Here is a 20,086-nt window from a genome sequence, read left to right as displayed (position 1 = left end):
GGCGCGCTCCGCGACGCGGCGGCGGCTAGGTGCCGACCACGAACGCCTCCCGCTCGGCCGCCGACCCCTCGCGCATCGCGAGGACGGCGGCGAGCGTGATGAGGCAGACGATCACCATGTACACCGAGACCGACAGCGAGGTGCCCGTCGCGCCGATGAGCGCCTGGGCCACGAGCGGCGCGAACCCGCCGCCGAGCACCGCGCCGACGGCGTAGGCGAACGAGGCGCCGCTGTAGCGCACCGGGGCCGGGAAGAGCTCGGCGTAGGCCGCGGCCTGCGGGCCGTAGGTCATCCCGAGCCCGACGCCGAGCCCGACGACGGCGAGCAGCATCCAGGGCAGCGAGGCCGTGTCCAGCAGCAGGAAGAACGGGAACGACCAGACGAGCAGCGCGATCGTGCCGATCAGGTAGACGCGCTTGCGGCCCACGCGGTCGGACCAGGCGCCGCTCCAGACGATCGCGACGCCCCACACCACGGCGCCGACGATCCCGACGGCGAGCATCGTCGCGCTCGACAGGCCCAGCACGCGCGTGCCGTACGACGTGATGAAGGCGATCAGCAGGTAGCCGATCATGTTGTTGGCGATGAACAGCCCGATCGCGACGAGCAGCGCGCGGGGCTGGTCGCGCAGCACGGCGAGCATCGGCGAGGACCGGCGGGCCCGCTGGTCGCGCAGCTGCTCGAAGACCGGGCTCTCGTCGACCTTCAGGCGCACGAAGAACCCGACGCCGACCAGCACGATCGAGAGCAGGAACGGGATGCGCCAGCCCCAGGCGAGGAACTGCTCGCGCGTGGTGGACGTGGACACCGCGAGGAAGACGAGGTTCGCCATGATCAGGCCGATCGGCACGCCGACCTGCGGATAGGTGCCGAAGAACCCGCGCCGCCCGGGCGGGGCGTGCTCGACGGCCATGAGCGCCGCGCCGCCCCACTCGCCCCCGGCGGAGAGGCCCTGCAGCAGGCGGAGCACGAGCAGCAGGATCGGCGCGGCCACGCCGATCGAGGCGTAGGTGGGCAGCAGGCCGACGCCCGTCGTCGCCAACCCCATGATCAGCAGGGTGGCGACGAGCATGCCCTTGCGCCCGAGCCGGTCCCCGAGGTGGCCCGCGATGATCCCGCCCAGCGGCCGGGCGACGAAGCTGACGCCGATGGTGGCGAACGACGCCAGCAGCGCCGTGGTCGGGTCGAGCGCGGTGAAGAACAGCTGGCTGAACACCAGCCCCGCCGCGCTGGCGTAGATGAAGAAGTCGTACCACTCGACCGTCGTGCCGACGAGGCTCGCGACCGCCACCCGCCGCACGGCGGCCGGGGACGGTTCCTCGGCGTGCGTCCTGCTCGGCGGGGTCTGCGTCATGCGCGGACGGTAGCCAGGCGCCCACGCATCGGGGAAGGGGTCGGGGTCAGCCGCTCGCCACCGGCTCGTACCGGCTGAACCGGCGCGTGAAGCTCGCCGTCCCCGACGTCAGCGCGCGCAGGTCGACGGCGTAGCGCAGCAGCGCCTGCTCGGGCACCTCCGCCCGCACGCGCGTGTGCCCGGACTCCCCCGGCTCGGTGCCGACGACCCGGCCGTGGCGGGACGCGAGGTCGCCCAGCACCGCGCCGAGCTGCCCGTCGTCCACCTCGACCTCGACCTCGTAGAGCCGCTCCATCACGACCGTCCCCGCGGAGGCCACCGCCTCCTTGATGGCGAGCGAGCCGGCGGTCTGGAACGCCTGGTCCGATGAGTCGACGCTGTGGGCCTTGCCGTCCACCAGCGTCACGCGGACGTCGACCACGGGCCGTCCGGGCGTGACGCCGGACTCGAGCTGGGCGCGCACGCCCTTCTCGACGCCGGGGATGTAGGCCCGCGGGATCACCCCGCCGACGATCTTGTCGACGAACTCGACGCCCGACCCGCGCGGCAGCGGCTCGATCTCGATGCGGCACACGGCGAACTGGCCGTGCCCGCCGGACTGCTTCACGTGGCGGCCGAGCCCGGTGGCAGAGCCGGCGACGGTCTCGCGCTCGGGCACGGCGACGTCGGTGACCTCGACGCTCGCCCCGGACGCCCGCAGCCGCGCGAGCACGACGTCGGCGTGCGCCTCGCCGGTGCACCACAGCACGATCTGGTGGGTGTCCTCGTTGCGCTCGACGCGCAGCGTGGTCTCGGTGGCGGCGAGGCGCGCGAGCCCGCGGGCCATCGCGTCCTGGGCCGACCGGTCGGCCGCGGTCACCGCCACCGGCAGCAGCGCCTCGGGCAGCTCCCAGCCGTCGAGCCCGACCGGGTCCTCGGCGGCGCACAGCGTGTCGCCGGTGGCGACCGACCCGAGCCGGGTCAGCGCGCACAGGTCGCCCGCCACGCACCACGGCACCTCGCGCAGCGTCGCGCCCAGCGGGGCGTAGACGCGGTTGACGCGCACGGTCTCGCTGCCCCGGACCGCCTCGGCTCCCGCGGGATCCTCCCCGTCGCGCGGCGCCGGCACCCGCAGCGGGTCGCTGCACGAGGTCAGCGCGGTGTCCGGGCGCAGGCGCCCGGAGAACACGCGCACCAGCGAGACCCGGCTGCCCTGGGCGTCGGTGCCCGTGTGCACGACCTCGGCGACCAGGGGGCCGTCCGGGTCGGGGTCGACGGGGGCGTGCCCGGCGCCGTCGGGGGCGTGGGCGGGCAGGGGCTGGTGGGCCGTGGGCGGCGGGACGGCGTCGACGACGAGGTCGAGCAGCGCGTCGAGCCCGGCGCCGGTCGGCGCGCACACCCCGGCCACCGGGATCAGCGAGCGGCGGGCCACGGCCGTCGCGAGGTCGGTGCGCAGCGCGTCCAGCGCCACCGGCTCGCCGCCGATCCAGGACTCCAGCAGCGCCTCGTCCTCGCTCTGCTCGATGAGGGTCTCGACGAGCTCGCGGCGGCAGCCAGAAGGATCGAGCTCCTCCGGGTCCTCCGCGGTGGGGTCGTCGCCGGACAGCAGCGGGTGGACGGTGACGGTGCCGTCGGGGCCGCGCTCGGTGCGGGTGACGGGGACGAGCACCTCGCCCGACCCCGCGGCGACCTCGCGGCACGTGGCCAGCGCGGCGGCCTCGTCGGCGCGCGCGTGGTCGAGGCGGCTCAGCACCAGCATCGCGGGCAGCCCCGCGCGCCGGCACTCGGCGAGCAGCGCGGAGGTCGGGGCGGCGACGCCGTCGGCGGCGTCGGCGGTCCCGACGACGAACAGCACCGCGTCCGCCGCGCGCAGCCCGGCGCGGACCTCGGCGAGGAAGTCGGGGCACCCCGGGGTGTCGACGAGGTTGATCTTCACGTCGCGGTGGACCAGCGACGCGACCGCGGGCGCCACCGACCGCTGCTGGCGCCGCGCGTCCGGGTCGTGGTCGGTGACCGTGGTGCCCGCGGCGACCGACCCGGCCCGCGGGATCGCGCCGGCGGCGACGAGCAGCTCCTCGACCAGCGTCGTCTTGCCCGCGGCCATCGGGCCGACGATCGCGACCGAGCGCAGGGCGGCCGGGTCGTCCGGGGCCAGCTCGCTCCCCGCCCGCCCGTTGCGTCCTCTCCGGGCTGCGTCGCCCGCCTTCGCACCACTCATGACGACCACCTCGCGCACCCGGGACCCGACGCCGGCGCGTCGTTGCGCCGACACCGTCAGTCCACCGGAGTGACCGAGATCACGACAAGGGCTAGTCCATGGTCAGCACCGCGAGACGCTCCCGGTGCTCGTCCGCGGAGCCGAACAGCGGCGCCCGTCGGCGGGCACGCTTGTAGAAGAAGTGCGCCTCGTGCTCCCACGTGAAGCCGATGCCGCCGAAGAACTGGATCATCGCGCCGGTCGCGTTCCAGGCGGCCTCGGCGGCCTTGGCCTTGGCCACCGCCACGGCGATGTCGGCACCGGGGTCCTGGGTGTCGAGCGCGTGGGCGGCGAAGAGCGCCGCGTGCTCGGCCATGGTGACGCCGACGTGGAGGTCGGCCATCGTGTGCTTGATCGCCTGGAACGACCCGACCGGCACGCCGAACTGCTTGCGGTCGCGGTCGTAGTCGATGGTACGGGTGAGGGCCTCGCGGGCGCCGCCGACGAGGTCCGCCGCCGTCAGCACCGCGCCGCGGGCCATCAGCGCGGCGACCGCGTCGCCGCCGTCGAGGGTGCCGCCGGTGAGCAGCTCGGCCGGGGTGTCGGCGAGCTCGACCGCCCCGACCCGCGCGGTGCCGTCGTAGGTCCGCTGGTCGCGGATCGCCAGGCCCTGCGCGCCCGCCTCGACGAGGTAGAGCCCGGGCGCGCCCTCCGCGTCGGTCGCGGCGACGACGAACAGGCCGGCGACCGCGGGGTAGTCGACCGGCGAGGCCGTCCCGGAGAGGTGCTCCCCGGAGGCGTCGACGGTGATGCCGCGGCCGTCCCACGACCCGGCCTCGCCGCGCAGGGCGACGGTGCCGACGGTCTCGCCGGCGGCCAGGCCCGGCAGCCAGGCGGCCTGCTGGGCGGGCGACCCGGCCAGGCGCAGCGCCTCGGCGGCGAGCACGGACGTCGTCCACGGGCCGGGCGCGACCGCGCGCCCGAGCTCGCGGGCGATCACCTGGGCGTCGAGCAGCCCGAGCCCCAGCCCGTCGTGCTCCTCGGGCACGAGGACGGCGAGCGCGCCCTGGTCGGCGAGGCCTTTCCACAGCGTCAGCGGGTGGCCGTCGCCGTCGGGGTCCTCGACGACGCCGCGCACGGCGTCGAGGTCGAAGCGGTCGGCGACGAAGTCGCGGACCGTCTCCGCGAACGCCTGCTGCTCCTCGGTCAGCGCGAAGAACACTTCTCGGGCTCCTCTACCGCGGCAGGCCGAGCACGCGCTCGGCGACGATGTTGCGCTGGACCTGGGACGAGCCGCCCCAGATGGTCACCGACCGCGACCACATGGCCTGCGCCTGGTACGGCGCGAGGTCGACGTCGGGGCGGGGACGCTCCAGCGAGGACTCGGGACCGAGGACGTCGTCGAAGGCCTCCCAGAGGTCCTGGAAGGTCTCCGACCACTGCAGCTTGGTCATCGACGACTCCGAGCCCAGGTCACGGCCCTGCTCGACCTGGGTGAGGATGTGCATCGCGTGGTAGCGCAGGCACTCGAGCTCGACGAGGCAGTGCGCGAGCTTCTGGCGGGCCACCGGGTCGTCCGAGCGCCCGAAGTGGCGCATCTGCTCGACGATCTCGTCGTACTGCCGGCGGAACTCGGTGTACTGGCCGACGCCCGACGCGCCGCGCTCGAAGGAGAGCAGCAGCATCGCGGTGCGCCAGCCCTGGCCGATCTCGCCGAGGCAGTCCTTCACGGGGACGCGGGCGTCGGTGAAGAACACCTCGCCGAACTCGCTCGCCCCGCTCATCTGTTTGAGCGGGCGGGCCTCGACGCCCGGCTGGTCCATGTCGATCAACATCATCGACAGGCCCTTGTGCCGCTCGGAGCCCTGCTCGGTGCGCACGATCGTGAAGATCTTGTCGCCGTGCATGGCGTTGGTGGTCCAGATCTTCTGGCCGTTGACGACGTAGTCGTCGCCGTCGCGGACCCCGCGCGTCGCCACGGCGGCGAGGTCGGAGCCGGCGCCGGGCTCGGAGAAGCCCTGGCACCAGATCACCTCGTTGCGCAGCATCGGCCCGATGATCTCGGCCTTCTGCTCCGGGGTGCCGATGGCCATGACGGTCGGCGCGAGGAAGGTCAGCCCGAGGGTGTTGACGGTCTGCGGCGCGTGGGCGCGGACCATCTCCTCGTCGTAGATGGCCTTCATGCCCGGCGTCCCACCGCGGCCGCCGTACTCGGTCGGCCACTGGATGCCGGAGAAGCCGGCGGCCGTCTTGGACGCCTCCCACTCGCGACGCAGGCGGAACGACTCCGCGTCGTCCAGGGAGCGCCAGAAGCCGGGTTCGGCCCACTCGACCGGGATGTTCGCCGAGAGCCAGTCCCGCAGCTCGGTGCGGAACTGCTCCTCCTCCGCGGTGTAGCTCAGGTCCACGGGCGCCACTCTGGCACGGCCCCCCGCCGCGCGCAGGAGGGGCTACCCGCCGGTAGGTGAGCCCTGACAGGTGAGGACGCCGCGGGCGGCCTTCAGCGCCAGGATCCGGCGCGCGCTCTCGGTGACGCGCTCGGCGAACGCCGGGTCGTCGGCCTCCCGGACCAGCGCGTCCACCATCGGCTCGACGTCGCTCGGCTCGATCGTCAGCACCTGGTCGCCGCCGGCCTCCACGAACCGCACGGCCCGCTCGCCCACCGGCACGTCGGCCACCGCCCGCGCGGCGCCCACGTCGTCGGTGGTGACGACGCCGTCGAAGCCGAGCCGCCCGCGCAGCAGGTCGGTGACCACCGCGCGGGAGAACAGGGCGCGGTTGTCCGGGTCGATCCGCTCGTAGACCGCCGAGGACATCATCACCACGGGCGCCCCGGCCGCGAGGCCCGCGCGGAACGACGCGAGCCCGGGGTCGTCGACGCCGGTGCGGCTGTCGGCGGCGCCCGCGAAGTCGGTGTTCTCCCGCACCCGGCCCAGCCCCGGGAAGTGCTTGAGGGTGGCGTCGACCCCGCCCGCGTCCAGGCCCTCGACGAACGCCGTGACGGCCTGCCCGACCCGGCGCGGGTCGGTGCCGAAGCCGCGGTCGAGGGCGCCGACGGGCTCGTTCGACTCGCCGAGCGCGGGGTCGACGACGTCGGCGACGGGCGCGAGGTCGAGCGTCACGCCGGCCGCGGACATCTCGCGGCCCCAGCCCTCCGCGTCCCCGCGCAGCCCGGCGACGTCGCGGCCCTGCGCGGTCGCGGACGGGATGCGCGTGAACCCGGCGCCCTTGAGGTCCTGGACCTTGCCGCCCTCCTGGTCGGTGGCGACGGTGACGGGCACCTGCGCCGCCCGCTGCACGGCCCGCGTCGTCGCGGTGACCTGGGCGGCCGAGGCCTCGCCGCCCGCGGCGTCGGTGAGGATCACCCCGCCGACGCCCTGGGTGAGCGCGGTGCGGCCGGCGCCGGTGAGCCCGTCGGCGGGCACCCCGGCCATGATCAGCTGCGCGGCCCGCTCGCGGGTGTCGAGCCCGTCCAGGGTCTGCCGGACGCACGCCGCCGCGGGGTCGGCGGGCGCGGGGGCGGGTGCCGCCGAGCGCGGGCTCGGGGTGTCCGCCGGGGTGGGGGCGGCCGGCGCGGGGATCGACCGGCCGCCGCAGGCGGCGAGCGCGGCGATCAGGACGGCGACCAGGACGGGGGCGCGACGGGCTCCGGGCATCGTGTCGGGATTGTGCCGGAACGCCGACGGGCACCTTGATGCCCGTCGGGGCCGCGCCAGACAGGATGATCGTCGATGACCGCCACACGCCGGACCCGCACGTTGCACGGCCAGCAGATGTCGTACGTCGAGGCGTGCCCGGAGATCGTCGATGAGGACGACCCCGAGGTCGTCGTGCTCGTGCACGGCATCGCCGGCAGCGCCGAGACCTGGTCCCCGGTGCTCGAGGCCTTCGAGCGCTCGGGCTGCGACCGGCTCCTGCTCGCCCCCGAGCTGCTCGGGCACGGCGAGTCGGCGGGCGTGGGCGGGGACTTCTCCCTCGGCGCCTACGCCAACGGGCTGCGCGACCTGCTCGCGGTGCTCGGGCACCGCCGCGTCACGGTCGTCGGGCACTCGCTCGGCGGGGGCGTCGCGATGCAGTTCGCCTACCAGTTCCCGGAGATGTGCTCGCGGCTCGTGCTCGTCGCGTCCGGCGGCCTCGGGCGCGGGGTGAGCCCGCTGCTGCGCCTGGCCGCCCTGCCCGGCGCGGAGTGGGTGCTGCCGGTGCTCGCGTCGTCCGGCGTCCTCGACCTCGGCGTCCGCGGCCTGCGGCTCGCCGCCGCCCTGCCCTCGCTCGGCGCCGAGGCCGTGTCGCTGCGCGAGACCGCGCGCCACGCCGCGTCGCTCACCGAGCGCGCGCACCTCGACGCGTTCGTCGACACCGTGCGCGCGGTGATCGGGCCATGGGGCCAGCGCGTCAGCGGCACCGAGCGGCTCTACCTCACCGAGGGCCTGCCGACCATGATCGTGTGGGGCGACCGCGACCCCGTCATCCCGGTGGGCCACGCGCACCGCGCCGCCTCGCTCGTCCCGCACGGCCGGCTGGAGCTCTTCGGGGGCGCGGGCCACTTCCCGCACTGCGACGAGCCGGACCGGTTCGCCGCGCTGCTCACCGACTTCTGCGACACCTCGGCGCCCGCCGACCTCTCGGTCGACGGGATCGGGCCGCGGGTGGCCGCGCGGACCGGCTGACTCAGTCCGCCGGGCGGGGGTGCCGGCACTGGTAGGCCAGCGCCGGCGGCAGGTTGCGCCACACCGTCGGCGTGACGGTGACCTCGGTGAACGCCTCCTCGAGCACCCCGCGGAAGCGGCGCTGGGTGGGGAAGCGCGTCACGTGGCTGTACGCGAACGTGGTGAACGCCGCGCCGGGGGCGAGCACGCGCGTGACCTGCTCGATGATCCCGCGCTGCGCCGACTCCGCGAACAGCGTCCAGGGCAGGCCGCTGATGGCGGCGTCGACGCGGTCGACCCCGGTGTCGGCCAACAGCTTCTGGAGGTCCGCCGCGTCGCCCTGGATGACCTCGAGCCACGGGCGCGTGCGCCGCAGGTGCTCGACCATGCCCGGGTCGATCTCGACGGCGATGTGGCGGGCGCCCGCGGGCAGGCGGCGGCGCAGGGCGGCGCTGACCACCCCGGTGCCGGGACCGAGCTCGACGACGACCGGGGCGCCCTCGGCGGGGGCCACCGAGGCGAGCAGGTCGGACAGGGCGCGCCCGCTGGGTGCGACGGCGCCGATGACGGCCGGCGAGCGGACCGCGGAGGAGATGAACGTGACGAGGTCACGGACGGGGCTCACGGGGGACACAGTGGCAGCTCCGGTGGTGGGGCGCCCGATCGGGACGTGCCGGGGGTGACAGGCGGCCGCCGGGGTGTACAGCGGGCGTCACCGAGTATCTAGCGCGGGTCGACGACCCGCATGAGGATGAACGTCACCAGCAGCAGGATCATGATCGACAGATCGAGGCTGATGTTGCCGATGCGCACCGCGGGGATGAGGCGGCGCAGCAGCTTCACCGGCGGGTCGGTGACCATGAAGAGCACCTCGAGGCCCGCGGCGGTGCCGCCCGCCGGGTGCCAGTCGCGCGCGAAACTGCGGACGATCTCGACGACGAGCCGGCCCACGATGAACAGCCACAGCACGAACAGCGCGTAGTACACCAGCATGCGGGCGAGCTCCATGCCTCCAGAGTGCCTGATCGGTCCGGGTCGCCGGTCACGGCCCGGGCGCTCCGTGTCCGGACGAGGTGGGTCCGCTCCCGCGCTCCACCCGTATTGGCTACGGTCGAGCGTCGCTGTCGCTTGTCGTCCCGTGAACGAGTGGAGGTTCGGTGGTCGTCCTGGTGCCCGTCGACGAACGGCTGACGGACCCCGGCGCTCCCGGCCTGTCGCAGCTGCGCACCGACGGCGTCGAGCCGCTCGTGGACGCGGTGCTGCGCAGCGAGAGCGGCGACGGCGCCTCGTTCGGCGCCCCGGCGGCCTGCGACACCCCGGCCGGCGGCATCCCGGCCGTCATGCACCCGCGCACCTTCCTGGCGATCGACCCGCGCGACCACCAGGTCGTCGGCACCTGCGGGTTCAGCGGCCCCCTGCGCGGCGGCCGGCTCGAGATCGCGTTCTGGACGTTCCCGCCCTTCGAGGGCCGCGGCTGGGCGACGGCCATGACGCGGGCGCTGGTCGCGCGCGCGTTCTCCGACCCGGACGTCCAGACCGTCGTCGCCCACACACTGCCCGAGCGCGCGCCCGCGGCGAGCGTGCTGACCGCCAACGGCCTGGTGCGGGTGCAGTCGCGCCGCCGCGACGAGTCGGGACCCAACGGCGCGCGCCGGGTCAAGGTGTGGCGCTGGGAGGCCCACCGCCCGTCCCGCGTCAACGCGCCGACGGGCTGAGCCGCGCGTGATCCTGCACCTGTGCACGCGCACCGAGCTCGCGGCGGCGCGCCTCGACGGGGCCCGGCGCCCGCCCTCGCTCGACGACGTGGGGTTCGTGCACTGCTCGGACCCCGGCACCGTGCACCTGCCCGCGGGCCGGCTCTTCGCGGGCCGCACCGATGTCGTCGTGCTCGTCGTCGACCCGGCTCTGCTCGACGTGCCCGTGCGCTGGGAGCCCGGCGTGGCGGCGGGCGGCGGCGAGGACCCCCGGGGGCCGTGGTTCCCGCACGTCTACGGCCCGCTGTCCCTCGACGCCGTCGTGGCGGTGCACGACCTGGTGCCCGAACCCGACGGCTCCTTCCGCCCGCCGGCGGCGGTGGCGGACCCGGCGCGCGCCTGATGCCGACCGAAGGGCCCCTTCGGTCGGCTAGATGAGCGAGGGGAACCCTTCGCCGGAACGCGCCCGACACCACCGTGGTGATCAAGGGCGGCGTCATGCACCTCGCCCGGGTCCCGCGGGTGCACGGCGACGCCCGTGATCTCCGGCGGGTTGCCACGACAACGAGAACGGCCCCCGACCTGAGAACCGGTCGGGGGCCGTGTCGCGCGTAGCGGGGACAGGATTCGAACCTGTGACCTCTGGGTTATGAGCCCAGCGAGCTACCGAGCTGCTCCACCCCGCGTCGGGTGCCCTTCGCCCCGGGCCGGGGGTTCCCGACGATCGGAGCGGACTCCGACGCCGGTGTCGTAGCGGGGACAGGATTCGAACCTGTGACCTCTGGGTTATGAGCCCAGCGAGCTACCGAGCTGCTCCACCCCGCGCTGCGTTGTGTCCGTAACGGTACACCGGCGCCCACCCCGCTCCGTGAAGGGGGTGGGCGCCGGCCGGCTGTCAGCCGCCCGCTGTCGCCGGCGTCGTCGGCGCCGCGCCGGTGGCCGAGCGGAACTGGTCGATCGCGGCGTCCAGGGCCGCCTCGGCGTCCCCGATGCCCCGGAAGTCCCGGGCGGCCTGCGCCTGGCCCAGGCGCTCGAGGGCGTCGTTCATCGCCGTCACGGCCTGCGTGAGCTGCGGGCTCAGCGCCTGTCCCGGCGCCCCGGCGGGGAGCGGGCCGGAGCCGGTGTTGACGCCCGGCGACGGGGTGGGCGACGCCTGGGCCGTGCCGAGCCCCGGCACGTTGAGCCCCGGCGGCAGCGGCACGCCCTGGAACGCCGCCTCGAGCGCCCCCTGCAGCGTCGGGGCGTAGCCGATGTCGCCGTTGTTGAAGCGGGCGATCACGCCGAACAGCTGCGGGAACGACGTCTGCGCGTTGCGCTCGACGTAGATCGGCTCGACGTAGAGCAGCCCGCCCGCGACGGGCAGCGTCAGCAGGTTGCCGTACTGCACCTGCACCGGTGTGCCCGACTGCCGCAGGGTGAACAGCCCGCCGTTGACCGACTGGCTGGTCAGCAGCTCGGCCTGGACCTGCTGCGGGCCCTGGGGCCCGCGCTGGTCACCGGTGAGCTGTGCCGGGAGCTCCAGCACGGTGATGCGCCCGTAGTTCTCCGGCTCCGAGCTCACCGACATGTACGCCGACAGGTTCGGCCGCGACAGCGCGAGCAGCGTGCTCGTCATCTGGAACTGGGTGTCCGGCGCCGCGCCCGGCCGCGGGTCGCCCGCGAGCAGGTAGTACGGCGGGATCGACGCGTTGCTCTCGCGCGTCGGGTCCTCGGGGACGGTCCAGAAGTTCTGCGTGGAGAAGAAGTCGCGCGGGTTCTCGACGTGGTAGCGCGTGAGCAGGTCGCGCTGGACCTTGAAGATGTCCTCCGGGTACCGGAAGTGCGCCCGCAGGGCGTCCGGCACCTCGGACGCCGGGCGCACGACCTCGGGGAAGGCGTTCATCCAGGTCCGCAGGACGGGGTCCTGCTCGTCGACCTGGTAGAGCGTCACCTGGCCGGTGTAGGCGTCGACGGTGGCCTTCACCGAGTTGCGCATGTAGCCGACGGAGCCGGGCGAGCCGGAGGGCCGCAGCGAGTCCGCGGTGGCCTGGCCGAGCCCGACCTGCTGCGCGTACGGGTAGCGCGGCAGCGTCGTGTAGCCGTCGACGATCCACTGCATCCGGCCGTCGACGACCGCCGGGTACGGGTCGACGTCGGTACGCAGCCACGGCGCGACCTTCTGGACCCGCTCGATCGGCGTGCGGTTGTAGAGGATGCGCGAGTCGGAGCCGATCGAGCCGTTGAACAGGATGTTCCGCTCGCCGTAGGCCGCCGCGAAGATCAGGCGCTGCGCCCAGTTGCCCAGCGGCACGCCGCCGGGGCCGGTGTAGGCGGTGGCCGGGCGGCCGGGGCCGTCGAACTCCCGCGGCGCCGAGCCCGGGTTGCCGCCGACGATCGCGTAGTCGTCGGTGCCGCCGAGGAACTCGCCGTAGTAGATGCGCGCGCCGTCGGGGGTCAGGCCGAACGGCCCGGGGTTGGACGAGTCGCTGACCTCGAACTGGGGCAGGCCGCCCTGGCTCGCCTCGGCGTTCGCCGGGGCGTTGACCCGGTCCGCGGGCGCGGACACGAGGCCCTGGCCGTGGGTGTAGACGAGGTGGCGGTTGATCCAGTCCTGCTGGTTGCCGATGAGGGCGTCCGGGTTGATCTCGCGCGCCGCGAGCACGTAGTCCTGACGCTGCCCGTTGACCGTGTACCGGTCGATGTCGAGGTCGGGCGAGAAGCTGTAGAAGTTCGTCAGCTGCTGCTGCACGGCGAACGTGCGGTTGAGCCGCGACGGGTCCTGGATGCGGATGTTGTCGAGCGTCGCCTGGCTGTTGGCGACGTCCTGCGGGGGCACCGCGGCGCTGCCGGCGGCCGACGCGACCTGCGGGGCGTACGGGATGACGCCGACGTCGGTGAGCCCGAAGGCCTGGCGGGTCGCCTCGATGTTCCAGGAGATCGACTGCGCCTCGCGGTCGATCGCGTTCGGGCGCACCGAGACCTGCTCGAGCACGGCGGGCCACGCGGCGCCGACGAGCACGCTGGAGAGCACCAGCAGGGCCAGCGCGATCGCCGGGATCTGGAGGTTGCGCAGCACGACCGCGGAGAAGAACGCCGCGGCGCAGATCACCGCGATGATCAGCAGGATGAGCTTGGCCGGCATCGCCGCGTTGAGGTCGGTGTAGGTGGCGCCGAAGAAGTTGGCGCCGCCCTCGGCCGCCTTGCGGTCGGAGAACAGCAGCTCGTAGCGGTCGAAGAAGTACGCGACGGCCTTGAGCAGCACGAACGTGCCGGCGAGGACGGCGAGGTGCGCGCGGGCCGGCGGCGCGACGGCGCCGTTGCGCCCGGCGAGGCGGATGCCGCCGAAGAGGTAGTGGGCGACGAGCGCGGCGATGAAGCTCACCGCGATCGCGACGAACAGCCAGCTCAGCAGCCAGCGGTAGAACGGCAGCTCGAAGACGTAGAACGAGATGTCGTGCCCGAAGACCGGGTCCGCGACGCCGAACGGGGTGGCGTTGAGGAACAGCTGGGCGGTCTGCCAGTCGGCCTGCGCCGACAGACCGGCGATCAGCGCGACCACCGCGGGGATGCCGACCGCGAACCAGAGCGGCCGCGCGAGCACCACGGTGCGGTAGCGGGCGACCGGGTCCTCCGCGGCACCGGCGGCGGCGACGGGCACGAACACCGGGCGCACCCGGTAGGCGATGACGAGGTTCAGCGCGAGCAGGCCGCCCATGAGGACGGCGGCGAGGACGAACTGCAGCACACGCGTCCACAGGATCGTCGTGAAGACCCCGCGGAACCCGACCTCGCCGAACCAGGCCCAGTCGACGTAGACGTCGACCAGACGCGCCCCTCCGAGCAGCACGACGAGCGCCACCACGCCGACGATCAGCAGCGTCTTCGTGCGTCGCGACAGCTGTGGGGTGGCTGTCGGGGGCCGGTTGGCCACGGGGTCACACTCCTGGCTTCGGGGGTCGTCCACGCGCGGGCGGACCCGGGCGTGCGGACGCCACTCTACGAATACGGTGTGGGGTTGCCGTGGCCCGGCATGTCCGGATCCCTTCACGCCCTGCTCGGGCGCTCACCAGGGACGTCACGGGTTCAGGGGCGGGTTCAGCACGGGGTTCAGCGCCCGGTTCAGCACGGCGCCGGTGTGCGGCCTTCGCGGACCGCCTGCAGCGCCGTGATCCCCTCGCCGAGCGTCCCGACGCGGGCGAGGGTGAGGCCGTCGGGAGCGTCGGCGACGGCCTCGGCGCAGTTGCCCGCCGGCACGAGGAACACCGTGGCGCCGTCGTGGCGCGCGGCGTCCATCTTGAAGCGGATCCCGCCGATGTCGCCGACCCGGCCGAGGGCGTCGATCGTCCCGGTGCCGGCGACGACGTGGCCGCCGGTGATGTCGCCCGGCGTCAGCTTGTCGACGATCGCGGAGGCGAAGATCAGCCCGGCCGACGGCCCGCCGATGTCGCCGAGGCTGATGCGCACGTCGACCGGCGAGTCGACGATGTTGGTGGGCGTGACGCCGAGGAAGCCGCGCGGGTCCCCGTCCGGGCGGGCCGCGGCGACGACGGTGACGTCGGTGCGCGGGCCCGGGGCGCCGAGCGGGCCGCGCTGGATCGTGACGGTGACCGCCTGCCCCGGGCGCGTGGGGGCCAGCGCGTCGACGACCTCCTGCGGCGTCGTCACCGGCCGCCCGTTGACGGCGACGATCCGGTCGCCGGGCGCGAGCAGGCCCGCGGACGGCGAGTTGTCGAGCACCGAGCCGACCTGTACCGCCGTCGGGTAGCCGAGGTAGCGCAGCGCCGCCGCCTCCGCGTCGGTCTCGGACTGCGCGAACTGGCGGGTGTTCTCCTGGTCGACCTGCTCGCTGGAGCGCCCCGGCGGGTACACCGACTCACGCGGCAGCACCTGCTCGTTGCCCGAGGCCCACATCGCCATCGCGCCGAACAGCGTCACCTGGGTCGTCACCGCGACGGTGGTCATCCGCAGCTGCCCGCTCGTCGGGTAGACCGGCGCCGGGCCGGAGATGTCGACGACGGTGCGCCCGTCCTGTCCGGTGCCCAGGACGTCGAAGGTCGGTCCGTCGCCCAGCGCGACGAACGGCACGCGGACCGTCGCCCCCAGGAGGCCCAGCACCCCGGCCAGCACGAGTCCGAGCGCCAATGTCGCGCGCAACCGGGTCACGGCCGGACAGGGTAGTGATCGGTGGTGTGACCCCGGTGCGGGGACGTGGGGTGTCCGATTCGGGCCGTTTCCTGCGCGGTTCCCGGGAACCGGCTGGGTGTTCGCCGTGAGCGTGCCCGCGCCGCGCGCTCGGCCCCCCGATCAGCAGCAGGGCCGCGTACCGTCGACACCATGAGTGACCTGCCCTTCGGTTTCGGGCCGTCCGACCCCGACGACGAGTCGCGCCGCGCCGGGGGCTCCGGCGGCGGCCAGGGAGGTGCCGGCGGCTTCGGCTTCGGCCCCGGGATGGGCCTGCCGGGCGGCGCCGGCGGCGCCGGCGGCTTCGACATGGGCCAGCTGGGCCAGATGCTCACCCAGCTCGGGCAGATGCTCAGCCAGTCGTCCGGGCCGGGCGCCGAGGGCCCCGTGAACTACAAGCTGGCCGCGCAGATGGCCCACCAGCAGCTCGGGGCCGACAGCAGGACGGCGCCGAGCACCGAGCAGCAGCGCGCCGCCGAGGAGTCCGTGCGCCTCGCCGAGCTGTGGCTCGAGGACGCCACGACGCTGCCCTCGGGCGCCTCGCAGGTCGTCGTCTGGTCCCCGGCGCAGTGGATCGACACCACGATGCCGACGTGGCAGCGGCTGTGCGACCCGGTCGCGCAGCGCGTCGCCGGCGCCTGGGTGGAGGGGCTGCCCGAGGAGGCCCGGCAGATGGCGGGCCCGATGCTCGGCATGATCTCGCAGGTCGGCGGCATGGCCTTCGGCTCGCAGCTCGGCCAGGGGCTCGCGCAGCTGGCCAAGGAGGTGCTGACCTCCAGCGACGTCGGCCTGCCGCTCGGCCCGGAGGGCACCGCAGCGCTGCTGCCCGGCGCCATCGCGACGTTCACCGAGGGCCTCGACCGTCCGGCCGGCGAGGTGCTCGTCTTCCTCGCCGCCCGCGAGGCCGCGCACCAGCGCCTGTTCGGGCATGTGCCGTGGCTGCGCCAGCGCCTGCTGGCGACGGTGGAGGAGTTCGCCCACGGCATCTCGATCGACACCTCCCGCATGGAGGAGCTCGCCCGCGAGGTCGACCCCACCAACCCCGCCTCCCTCCAGGAGCTCATGAGCTCCGGGATGTTCGAGCCGCAGACCACCGAGGCCCAGCAGGCCGCGCTGCGCCGCCTCGAGACGCTGCTCGCCCTGGTCGAGGGGTGGGTGGACGTCGTCGTCGCCGACGCGGTCGGCGACCGCCTGCCCGGTGCCGTCGCCCTCGGCGAGACGCTGCGCCGCCGCCGCGCCTCCGGGGGGCCCGCCGAGCAGACGTTCGCGACGCTGGTCGGCCTCGAGCTGCGGCCGCGGCGTCTGCGGGACGCGGCGGCCCTGTGGCGCGCGCTCACCGACGAGCGCGGCATCGAGGGCCGCGACGCCGTGTGGGCGCACCCGGACCTCATGCCGACCGCCGACGACCTCGACGACCCGTCGGCGTTCGTCGGCGAGCGCCGTTCGGTCGCGCCCTCCGAGGAGGGCGCCGCCCCGAAGAGCGGCGAGAGCTTCACCGACCTCGACGACCCGCTGGCCCGTCTCGAGGCGGAGATGAAGGCCGAGCACGAGGCGAAGCAGCAGAAGCCCGACGAGTCCGGCGGCTCCGGGAACTCGGGGGACGACAAGAGCTAGTCCTCGGGGTCGGCCTCGCCTTCGCCGTCGGTGTCGGTGATGGGCAGGCCGGCGCCCGCGGCGAGGCCCTCGAGGTAGCCGATCGCGCGCTCGCTGCGCGGGTAGGCGGCCTCGGCGCGCCGGAACGCGGGGCCGTGGTGCGGCTCGCGGAGGTGCACGAGCTCGTGCACCAGGACGTGGTCGAGCACCCACCCCGGCACCTCGCGCAGGCGCTCGCTGAGCCGGATGGTCCCGTCGGCGGGCGTGCACGACGCCCAGCGCGTCCGCATCGGCTTCGTCCACCGCACCGACGCGGGGCGCGGCCAGGCACCGTCCGGCGCGATCGCGTCCAGGTGTGCCGTCGCCAGCCTCTCGGCGCGCGCGGCGAGGTCCGCGTCGCCCGCCCCGCGGCCGGGCCGGCGCCGGGCGTCGGCGCGCTCGAGGCGGCGCAGCATCTCGTCCACCCAGTGCTGCTCCTGGGCACGCGACATCGACGCCGGGATGTTGACGATCACCGTCGACCCCTCGCGGTGCGCGTCGACCGTGCGCTTGCGACGCCTGCTGCGGCGCACCTCGACGTCGGGACGGGAATCGGGCACGACCCGAGCCTAGAAGGCGGATCCGGACGGCCTCCCGGTGCGTCGAACCAGGTGTGCTCCCGCCACTCGTCCCCCCGCTCCCCGACCGGCCCCGCCTGCGCGTCCCCGCGCTGCACCGGGCCGCCGACGTCCTGCAGTTCGGCGCCGGGCCCTCCGACGTGCTCGTGGTCGACGGCCTGACACCGCCGCTGACCCGGATGGTCGAGGCCCTCGACGGCACCCGCCCGACGGCGCGCGTGCTCGCCGAGGCCGTGGCCGCCGGGTCCTCCCCCATCGCCGCGCGCGACCTCCTCGAGCGCCTGCACGCCGCCGGGCTGCTCGCCGCGCCGCCGGCCCCGCCGTCGGGCCGGCGGGTCGTGGTCCGGGGCGCCGGGCGCGTCGCGGTGGCGGTCGCGTGCCTGCTCGCGACGTCGGGGGTCGGGCGGGTGCTCGTCGAGGCCGACGGCACGGTGACCCGCGACGACGTGGGCACCGGGCTGCTCGCCGACGACGTCGGGCGCCCGGCCGGGCGCGCCGCCGAGGAGGCCGTGGCGCGCGCCGGCGCCGCGTCGCCCAGCGGGACCGCGGCCCGCCGGTGGCTCTCGGCGCGGGCCGACCTGGTGGTCCTCGCCGAGGGCGCCCGGCCCGACCCGCTGGGCGCGCACCGGCTCGTCCTCGACGGCCGCGCGCACCTCCCGGTCGCGGTCGTCGACGACACCGGCACCGTCGGTCCCCTCGTCGTGCCGGGGACGACGCCGTGCCTGCGCTGCGACGACCTCGTGCGCGCCGACGCCGACGACGCGTGGCCGCGGGTCGCCGCCGAGCTGGTCGGGCGCCGCGGGTCCGTGCCGGTGGCGCTCGCCGCGGCCACCGCGGCGCTGGCCGTCACCGAGATCCTCGCGGTGCTCGACGACGGCGCACCGGACGCGCGGGGCGCGGTGCTCACGCTCGCCGCGGACGGCACCCGGCGCCGCCGTCCGGTGCGGCGGCATCCGGAGTGCGGCTGCGGTGGTCTGGGCGACCGCGCCCTCGTCGGAGGCGGGGCGGCGGCCGCATGAGGCCGGGGGTCGCGGTCGTCACGGAGCAGCGCGCGTCACACCCGGCGAGGTGTCGACGGGGCATCGGGTACACGTCGCCACAGGGGGACCTCGCGAAGGAGACGGCGATGCTCTCGACGACCACCCAGTCCGCCCACCCGATCGACACGAGTCGGTGCGACCCGTTGACCACGGTGTTCGGGGCGGAGAGCGCGACGTACAGCTGCCCCGACCTCGCGGCGGTCGACGCCCACCTGGTCCGCCTGTGCCAGCGGATCGAGCTCGCGGCGCCGCGCTTCCCCGCGCTCGTGACGCTGTTCCGCGGGGAGATCGACCGGCTGCTCGACCGTCGGTGCTGGCTGGAGATGGTGTCGCGCACCGCCACCCCGGTCTGAGTGGCCCGTCACACGGCGGGGGCGGCCCGACCTGATCGCGCCGTCACGCTCGGCACGGGGGAGAATCGGTGCCGTGACCGATGACATCCCCCGCCGGTCGGTCCAGCGGTCGGCACGGCTGGCCTCCCTGCCGCTGGGCTTCGCGTCCCGCACCGCCGCGGGCTGGGGCCGCCGGCTCGCCGGAGGCGACCAGGGCCAGATCTCCGCCGACGTCGCGCGCCGCGGCGCCGAGCAGCTCTTCGCGGTGCTCGGGGAGCTCAAGGGCGGCGCGATGAAGTTCGGCCAGGCCCTGTCCGTGTTCGAGGCGGCGGTGCCCGACGAGCTCGCCGAGCCCTACCGCGAGGCACTGACCCGGCTGCAGACCGCGGCGCCGCCGATGCCGGCCGCGCGCACCCACCGCGTGCTCGCCGAGCAGTTCGGGCGCGGCTGGCGCGACCGGTTCACGGAGTTCGACGACACCCCGGCCGCCGCCGCCAGCATCGGGCAGGTGCACCGCGCGGTGTGGCACGACGGGCGCGACGTGGCCGTCAAGGTGCAGTACCCGGGCGCCCAGGAGGCCGTGATGGCCGACCTGCGCCAGCTGCAGCGCTTCAGCCGCATGGTGCAGCCGCTGGTGCCGGGCATGGAGATCAAGCCCCTGCTCGCCGAGCTGCGCGACCGCATGGCCGAGGAGCTCGACTACCGCGACGAGGCCGACGCCCAGCGCGCGTTCGCCGCGGCGTACGAGGGCGACCCGGACGTCGTCGTGCCGCGGGTGGTCGCGTCGGCGCCGAAGGCGATGATCTCGGAGTGGGTGACGGGCACGCCGCTGTCGGCGATCATCCGCTCCGGCGAGCCCGAGGAGCGCGACCGCGTCGGGCTGCTCCTCTCGAAGTTCCACTTCTCGTCGCCCGCGCGGGTCGGGCTGCTGCACGCCGACCCGCACCCCGGCAACTTCCAGGTCCTGCCCGACGGGCGCCTGTGCGTCATCGACTTCGGAGCGATCGCGCGGCTGCCCGACGGCCTGCCGCGCGAGCTGGGCAACATGCTGCGGCTGGCGGTCGAGGACCGCTCGGACGAGCTGCTCGAGCTGCTGCGCGACCTGAACTTCGTGCTGCCGGGCGTCGACATGTCGCCCGACGAGGCGATCGCCTACCTCGGGCCGCTGACCGACCCCCTGCGCACCGAGAAGTTCCACTTCACGCGGGCGTGGCTGCGGGGGCAGGCGGACCGGCTCGGCGACCTGCGCCGTCCCGAGTTCACCACCGGGCGCGGGCTGAACCTGCCCCCGCAGTACCTGCTCGTGCACCGCGTGACGCTCGCGTCGGTCGCGGTGCTGTGCCAGCTCGACGCGGAGATCCCGCTGCGCGGTGTCTTCGAGGAGTGGCAGCCGGGCTTCGCCGGCTGAGTCGTCCCTGGTGAGCCGTCCTGCTGGGTCGTCCTGCTGGGTCGTCCTGCTGGGTCGTCCTGCTGG

General features: G+C 74.9%; 17 protein-coding genes and 2 tRNA genes. 7 read left to right on the top strand and 12 right to left on the bottom strand.

The annotated features are described in order from the left end of the window. Positions 1 to 25 precede the first annotated feature (25 nt). The 5 genes from WCD58_RS31125 to WCD58_RS31105 all read right to left on the bottom strand — a co-directional run bounded on the left by WCD58_RS31125 (position 26) and on the right by WCD58_RS31105 (position 7,186). A complete protein-coding gene (locus tag WCD58_RS31125) occupies positions 26 to 1,354 on the bottom strand; it encodes an MFS transporter (RefSeq protein WP_337707023.1) in 1,329 nt (442 codons plus the stop codon). A 46-nt stretch (positions 1,355 to 1,400) separates the two neighbouring features. Continuing rightward, a complete protein-coding gene (locus tag WCD58_RS31120) occupies positions 1,401 to 3,551 on the bottom strand; it encodes an elongation factor G (RefSeq protein ID WP_337707022.1) in 2,151 nt (716 codons plus the stop codon). A gap of 91 nt (positions 3,552 to 3,642) precedes the next feature. Further along, positions 3,643 to 4,752 (bottom strand): acyl-CoA dehydrogenase family protein, encoded by a 1,110-nt coding sequence (locus tag WCD58_RS31115; protein WP_337707021.1) that lies wholly within the window; start codon positions 4,750 to 4,752, stop codon positions 3,643 to 3,645. A gap of 13 nt (positions 4,753 to 4,765) precedes the next feature. Further along, the gene (locus tag WCD58_RS31110; protein WP_337707020.1) at positions 4,766 to 5,938 is read right to left on the bottom strand and encodes an acyl-CoA dehydrogenase family protein; all 1,173 of its coding nucleotides are present in this window, start codon (positions 5,936 to 5,938) and stop codon (positions 4,766 to 4,768) included. A gap of 42 nt (positions 5,939 to 5,980) precedes the next feature. Beyond that, complete coding sequence (locus WCD58_RS31105) at positions 5,981 to 7,186, bottom strand: glycoside hydrolase family 3 N-terminal domain-containing protein (protein WP_337707019.1); 1,206 nt, start codon at positions 7,184 to 7,186, stop codon at positions 5,981 to 5,983. A 75-nt stretch (positions 7,187 to 7,261) separates the two neighbouring features. On the opposite strand from WCD58_RS31105, the gene WCD58_RS31100 reads away from it, so the two are divergent. Continuing rightward, positions 7,262 to 8,197 carry an alpha/beta fold hydrolase gene (locus WCD58_RS31100; RefSeq protein WP_337707018.1) on the top strand — a complete coding sequence of 312 codons (936 nt, stop codon included), beginning with the start codon at positions 7,262 to 7,264 and terminating at the stop codon, positions 8,195 to 8,197. 1 nt (position 8,198) lies between these two features. On the opposite strand, the gene WCD58_RS31095 is transcribed toward WCD58_RS31100, so the two are convergent. Further along, positions 8,199 to 8,801, bottom strand: coding sequence for a class I SAM-dependent methyltransferase (locus WCD58_RS31095; RefSeq protein WP_337707017.1), 603 nt, complete (start codon positions 8,799 to 8,801; stop codon positions 8,199 to 8,201). 98 nt (positions 8,802 to 8,899) lie between these two features. Beyond that, a complete protein-coding gene (locus WCD58_RS31090) occupies positions 8,900 to 9,184 on the bottom strand; it encodes a YggT family protein (RefSeq protein WP_133827388.1) in 285 nt (94 codons plus the stop codon). A 149-nt stretch (positions 9,185 to 9,333) separates the two neighbouring features. Between WCD58_RS31090 and WCD58_RS31085 the strand changes: the two genes are divergently transcribed. Then, positions 9,334 to 9,891 carry a GNAT family N-acetyltransferase gene (locus WCD58_RS31085; protein ID WP_337707016.1) on the top strand — a complete coding sequence of 186 codons (558 nt, stop codon included), beginning with the start codon at positions 9,334 to 9,336 and terminating at the stop codon, positions 9,889 to 9,891. Positions 9,892 to 9,898: 7 nt separating this feature from the next. Continuing rightward, positions 9,899 to 10,273, top strand: coding sequence for a DUF952 domain-containing protein (locus WCD58_RS31080; RefSeq protein ID WP_337707015.1), 375 nt, complete (start codon positions 9,899 to 9,901; stop codon positions 10,271 to 10,273). A gap of 209 nt (positions 10,274 to 10,482) precedes the next feature. Here WCD58_RS31080 and WCD58_RS31075 read toward each other — a convergent pair. The 4 genes from WCD58_RS31075 to WCD58_RS31060 form a co-directional block, all read right to left on the bottom strand. Then, a tRNA-Met gene (locus WCD58_RS31075) sits at positions 10,483 to 10,556 on the bottom strand. 65 nt (positions 10,557 to 10,621) lie between these two features. Then, a tRNA-Met gene (locus tag WCD58_RS31070) sits at positions 10,622 to 10,695 on the bottom strand. Positions 10,696 to 10,765: 70 nt separating this feature from the next. After that, a complete protein-coding gene (locus tag WCD58_RS31065; RefSeq protein ID WP_337707014.1) occupies positions 10,766 to 13,780 on the bottom strand; it encodes a UPF0182 family membrane protein in 3,015 nt (1,004 codons plus the stop codon). Between the two features lie 188 nt (positions 13,781 to 13,968). Next, positions 13,969 to 15,012: a YlbL family protein gene (locus tag WCD58_RS31060; protein ID WP_337707013.1), complete on the bottom strand. Its 1,044-nt coding sequence runs from the start codon at positions 15,010 to 15,012 to the stop codon at positions 13,969 to 13,971. Between the two features lie 171 nt (positions 15,013 to 15,183). On the opposite strand from WCD58_RS31060, the gene WCD58_RS31055 reads away from it, so the two are divergent. Continuing rightward, positions 15,184 to 16,644, top strand: a complete 1,461-nt coding sequence (locus WCD58_RS31055) for a zinc-dependent metalloprotease (protein WP_337707012.1) — start codon at positions 15,184 to 15,186, stop codon at positions 16,642 to 16,644. Here the strand turns inward: WCD58_RS31055 and WCD58_RS31050 are convergent. Continuing rightward, on the bottom strand, positions 16,641 to 17,222 hold the full coding sequence (locus tag WCD58_RS31050) for a M48 metallopeptidase family protein (protein WP_337707011.1): 582 nt from the start codon (positions 17,220 to 17,222) through the stop codon (positions 16,641 to 16,643). The genes WCD58_RS31055 and WCD58_RS31050 overlap by 4 nt on opposite strands. Positions 17,223 to 17,275: 53 nt before the next feature. Between WCD58_RS31050 and WCD58_RS31045 the strand changes: the two genes are divergently transcribed. From WCD58_RS31045 to WCD58_RS31035, 3 genes are all read left to right on the top strand, one after another. Continuing rightward, on the top strand, positions 17,276 to 18,259 hold the full coding sequence (locus tag WCD58_RS31045) for a TOMM precursor leader peptide-binding protein (RefSeq protein WP_337707010.1): 984 nt from the start codon (positions 17,276 to 17,278) through the stop codon (positions 18,257 to 18,259). A 107-nt stretch (positions 18,260 to 18,366) separates the two neighbouring features. Continuing rightward, on the top strand, positions 18,367 to 18,633 hold the full coding sequence (locus WCD58_RS31040) for a hypothetical protein (RefSeq protein ID WP_337707009.1): 267 nt from the start codon (positions 18,367 to 18,369) through the stop codon (positions 18,631 to 18,633). A gap of 73 nt (positions 18,634 to 18,706) precedes the next feature. After that, entirely contained in the window at positions 18,707 to 20,020 is a 1,314-nt protein-coding gene (locus WCD58_RS31035; protein ID WP_337707008.1) for an ABC1 kinase family protein, read from the top strand. Positions 20,021 to 20,086: the final 66 nt, after the last annotated feature.

Source organism: Actinomycetospora flava, from assembly GCF_037400335.1.
In the GTDB taxonomy this organism is placed as follows: Bacteria; Actinomycetota; Actinomycetes; order Mycobacteriales; family Pseudonocardiaceae; genus Actinomycetospora; species Actinomycetospora flava.
This window is presented reverse-complemented; position numbering and strand designations above follow the sequence as displayed.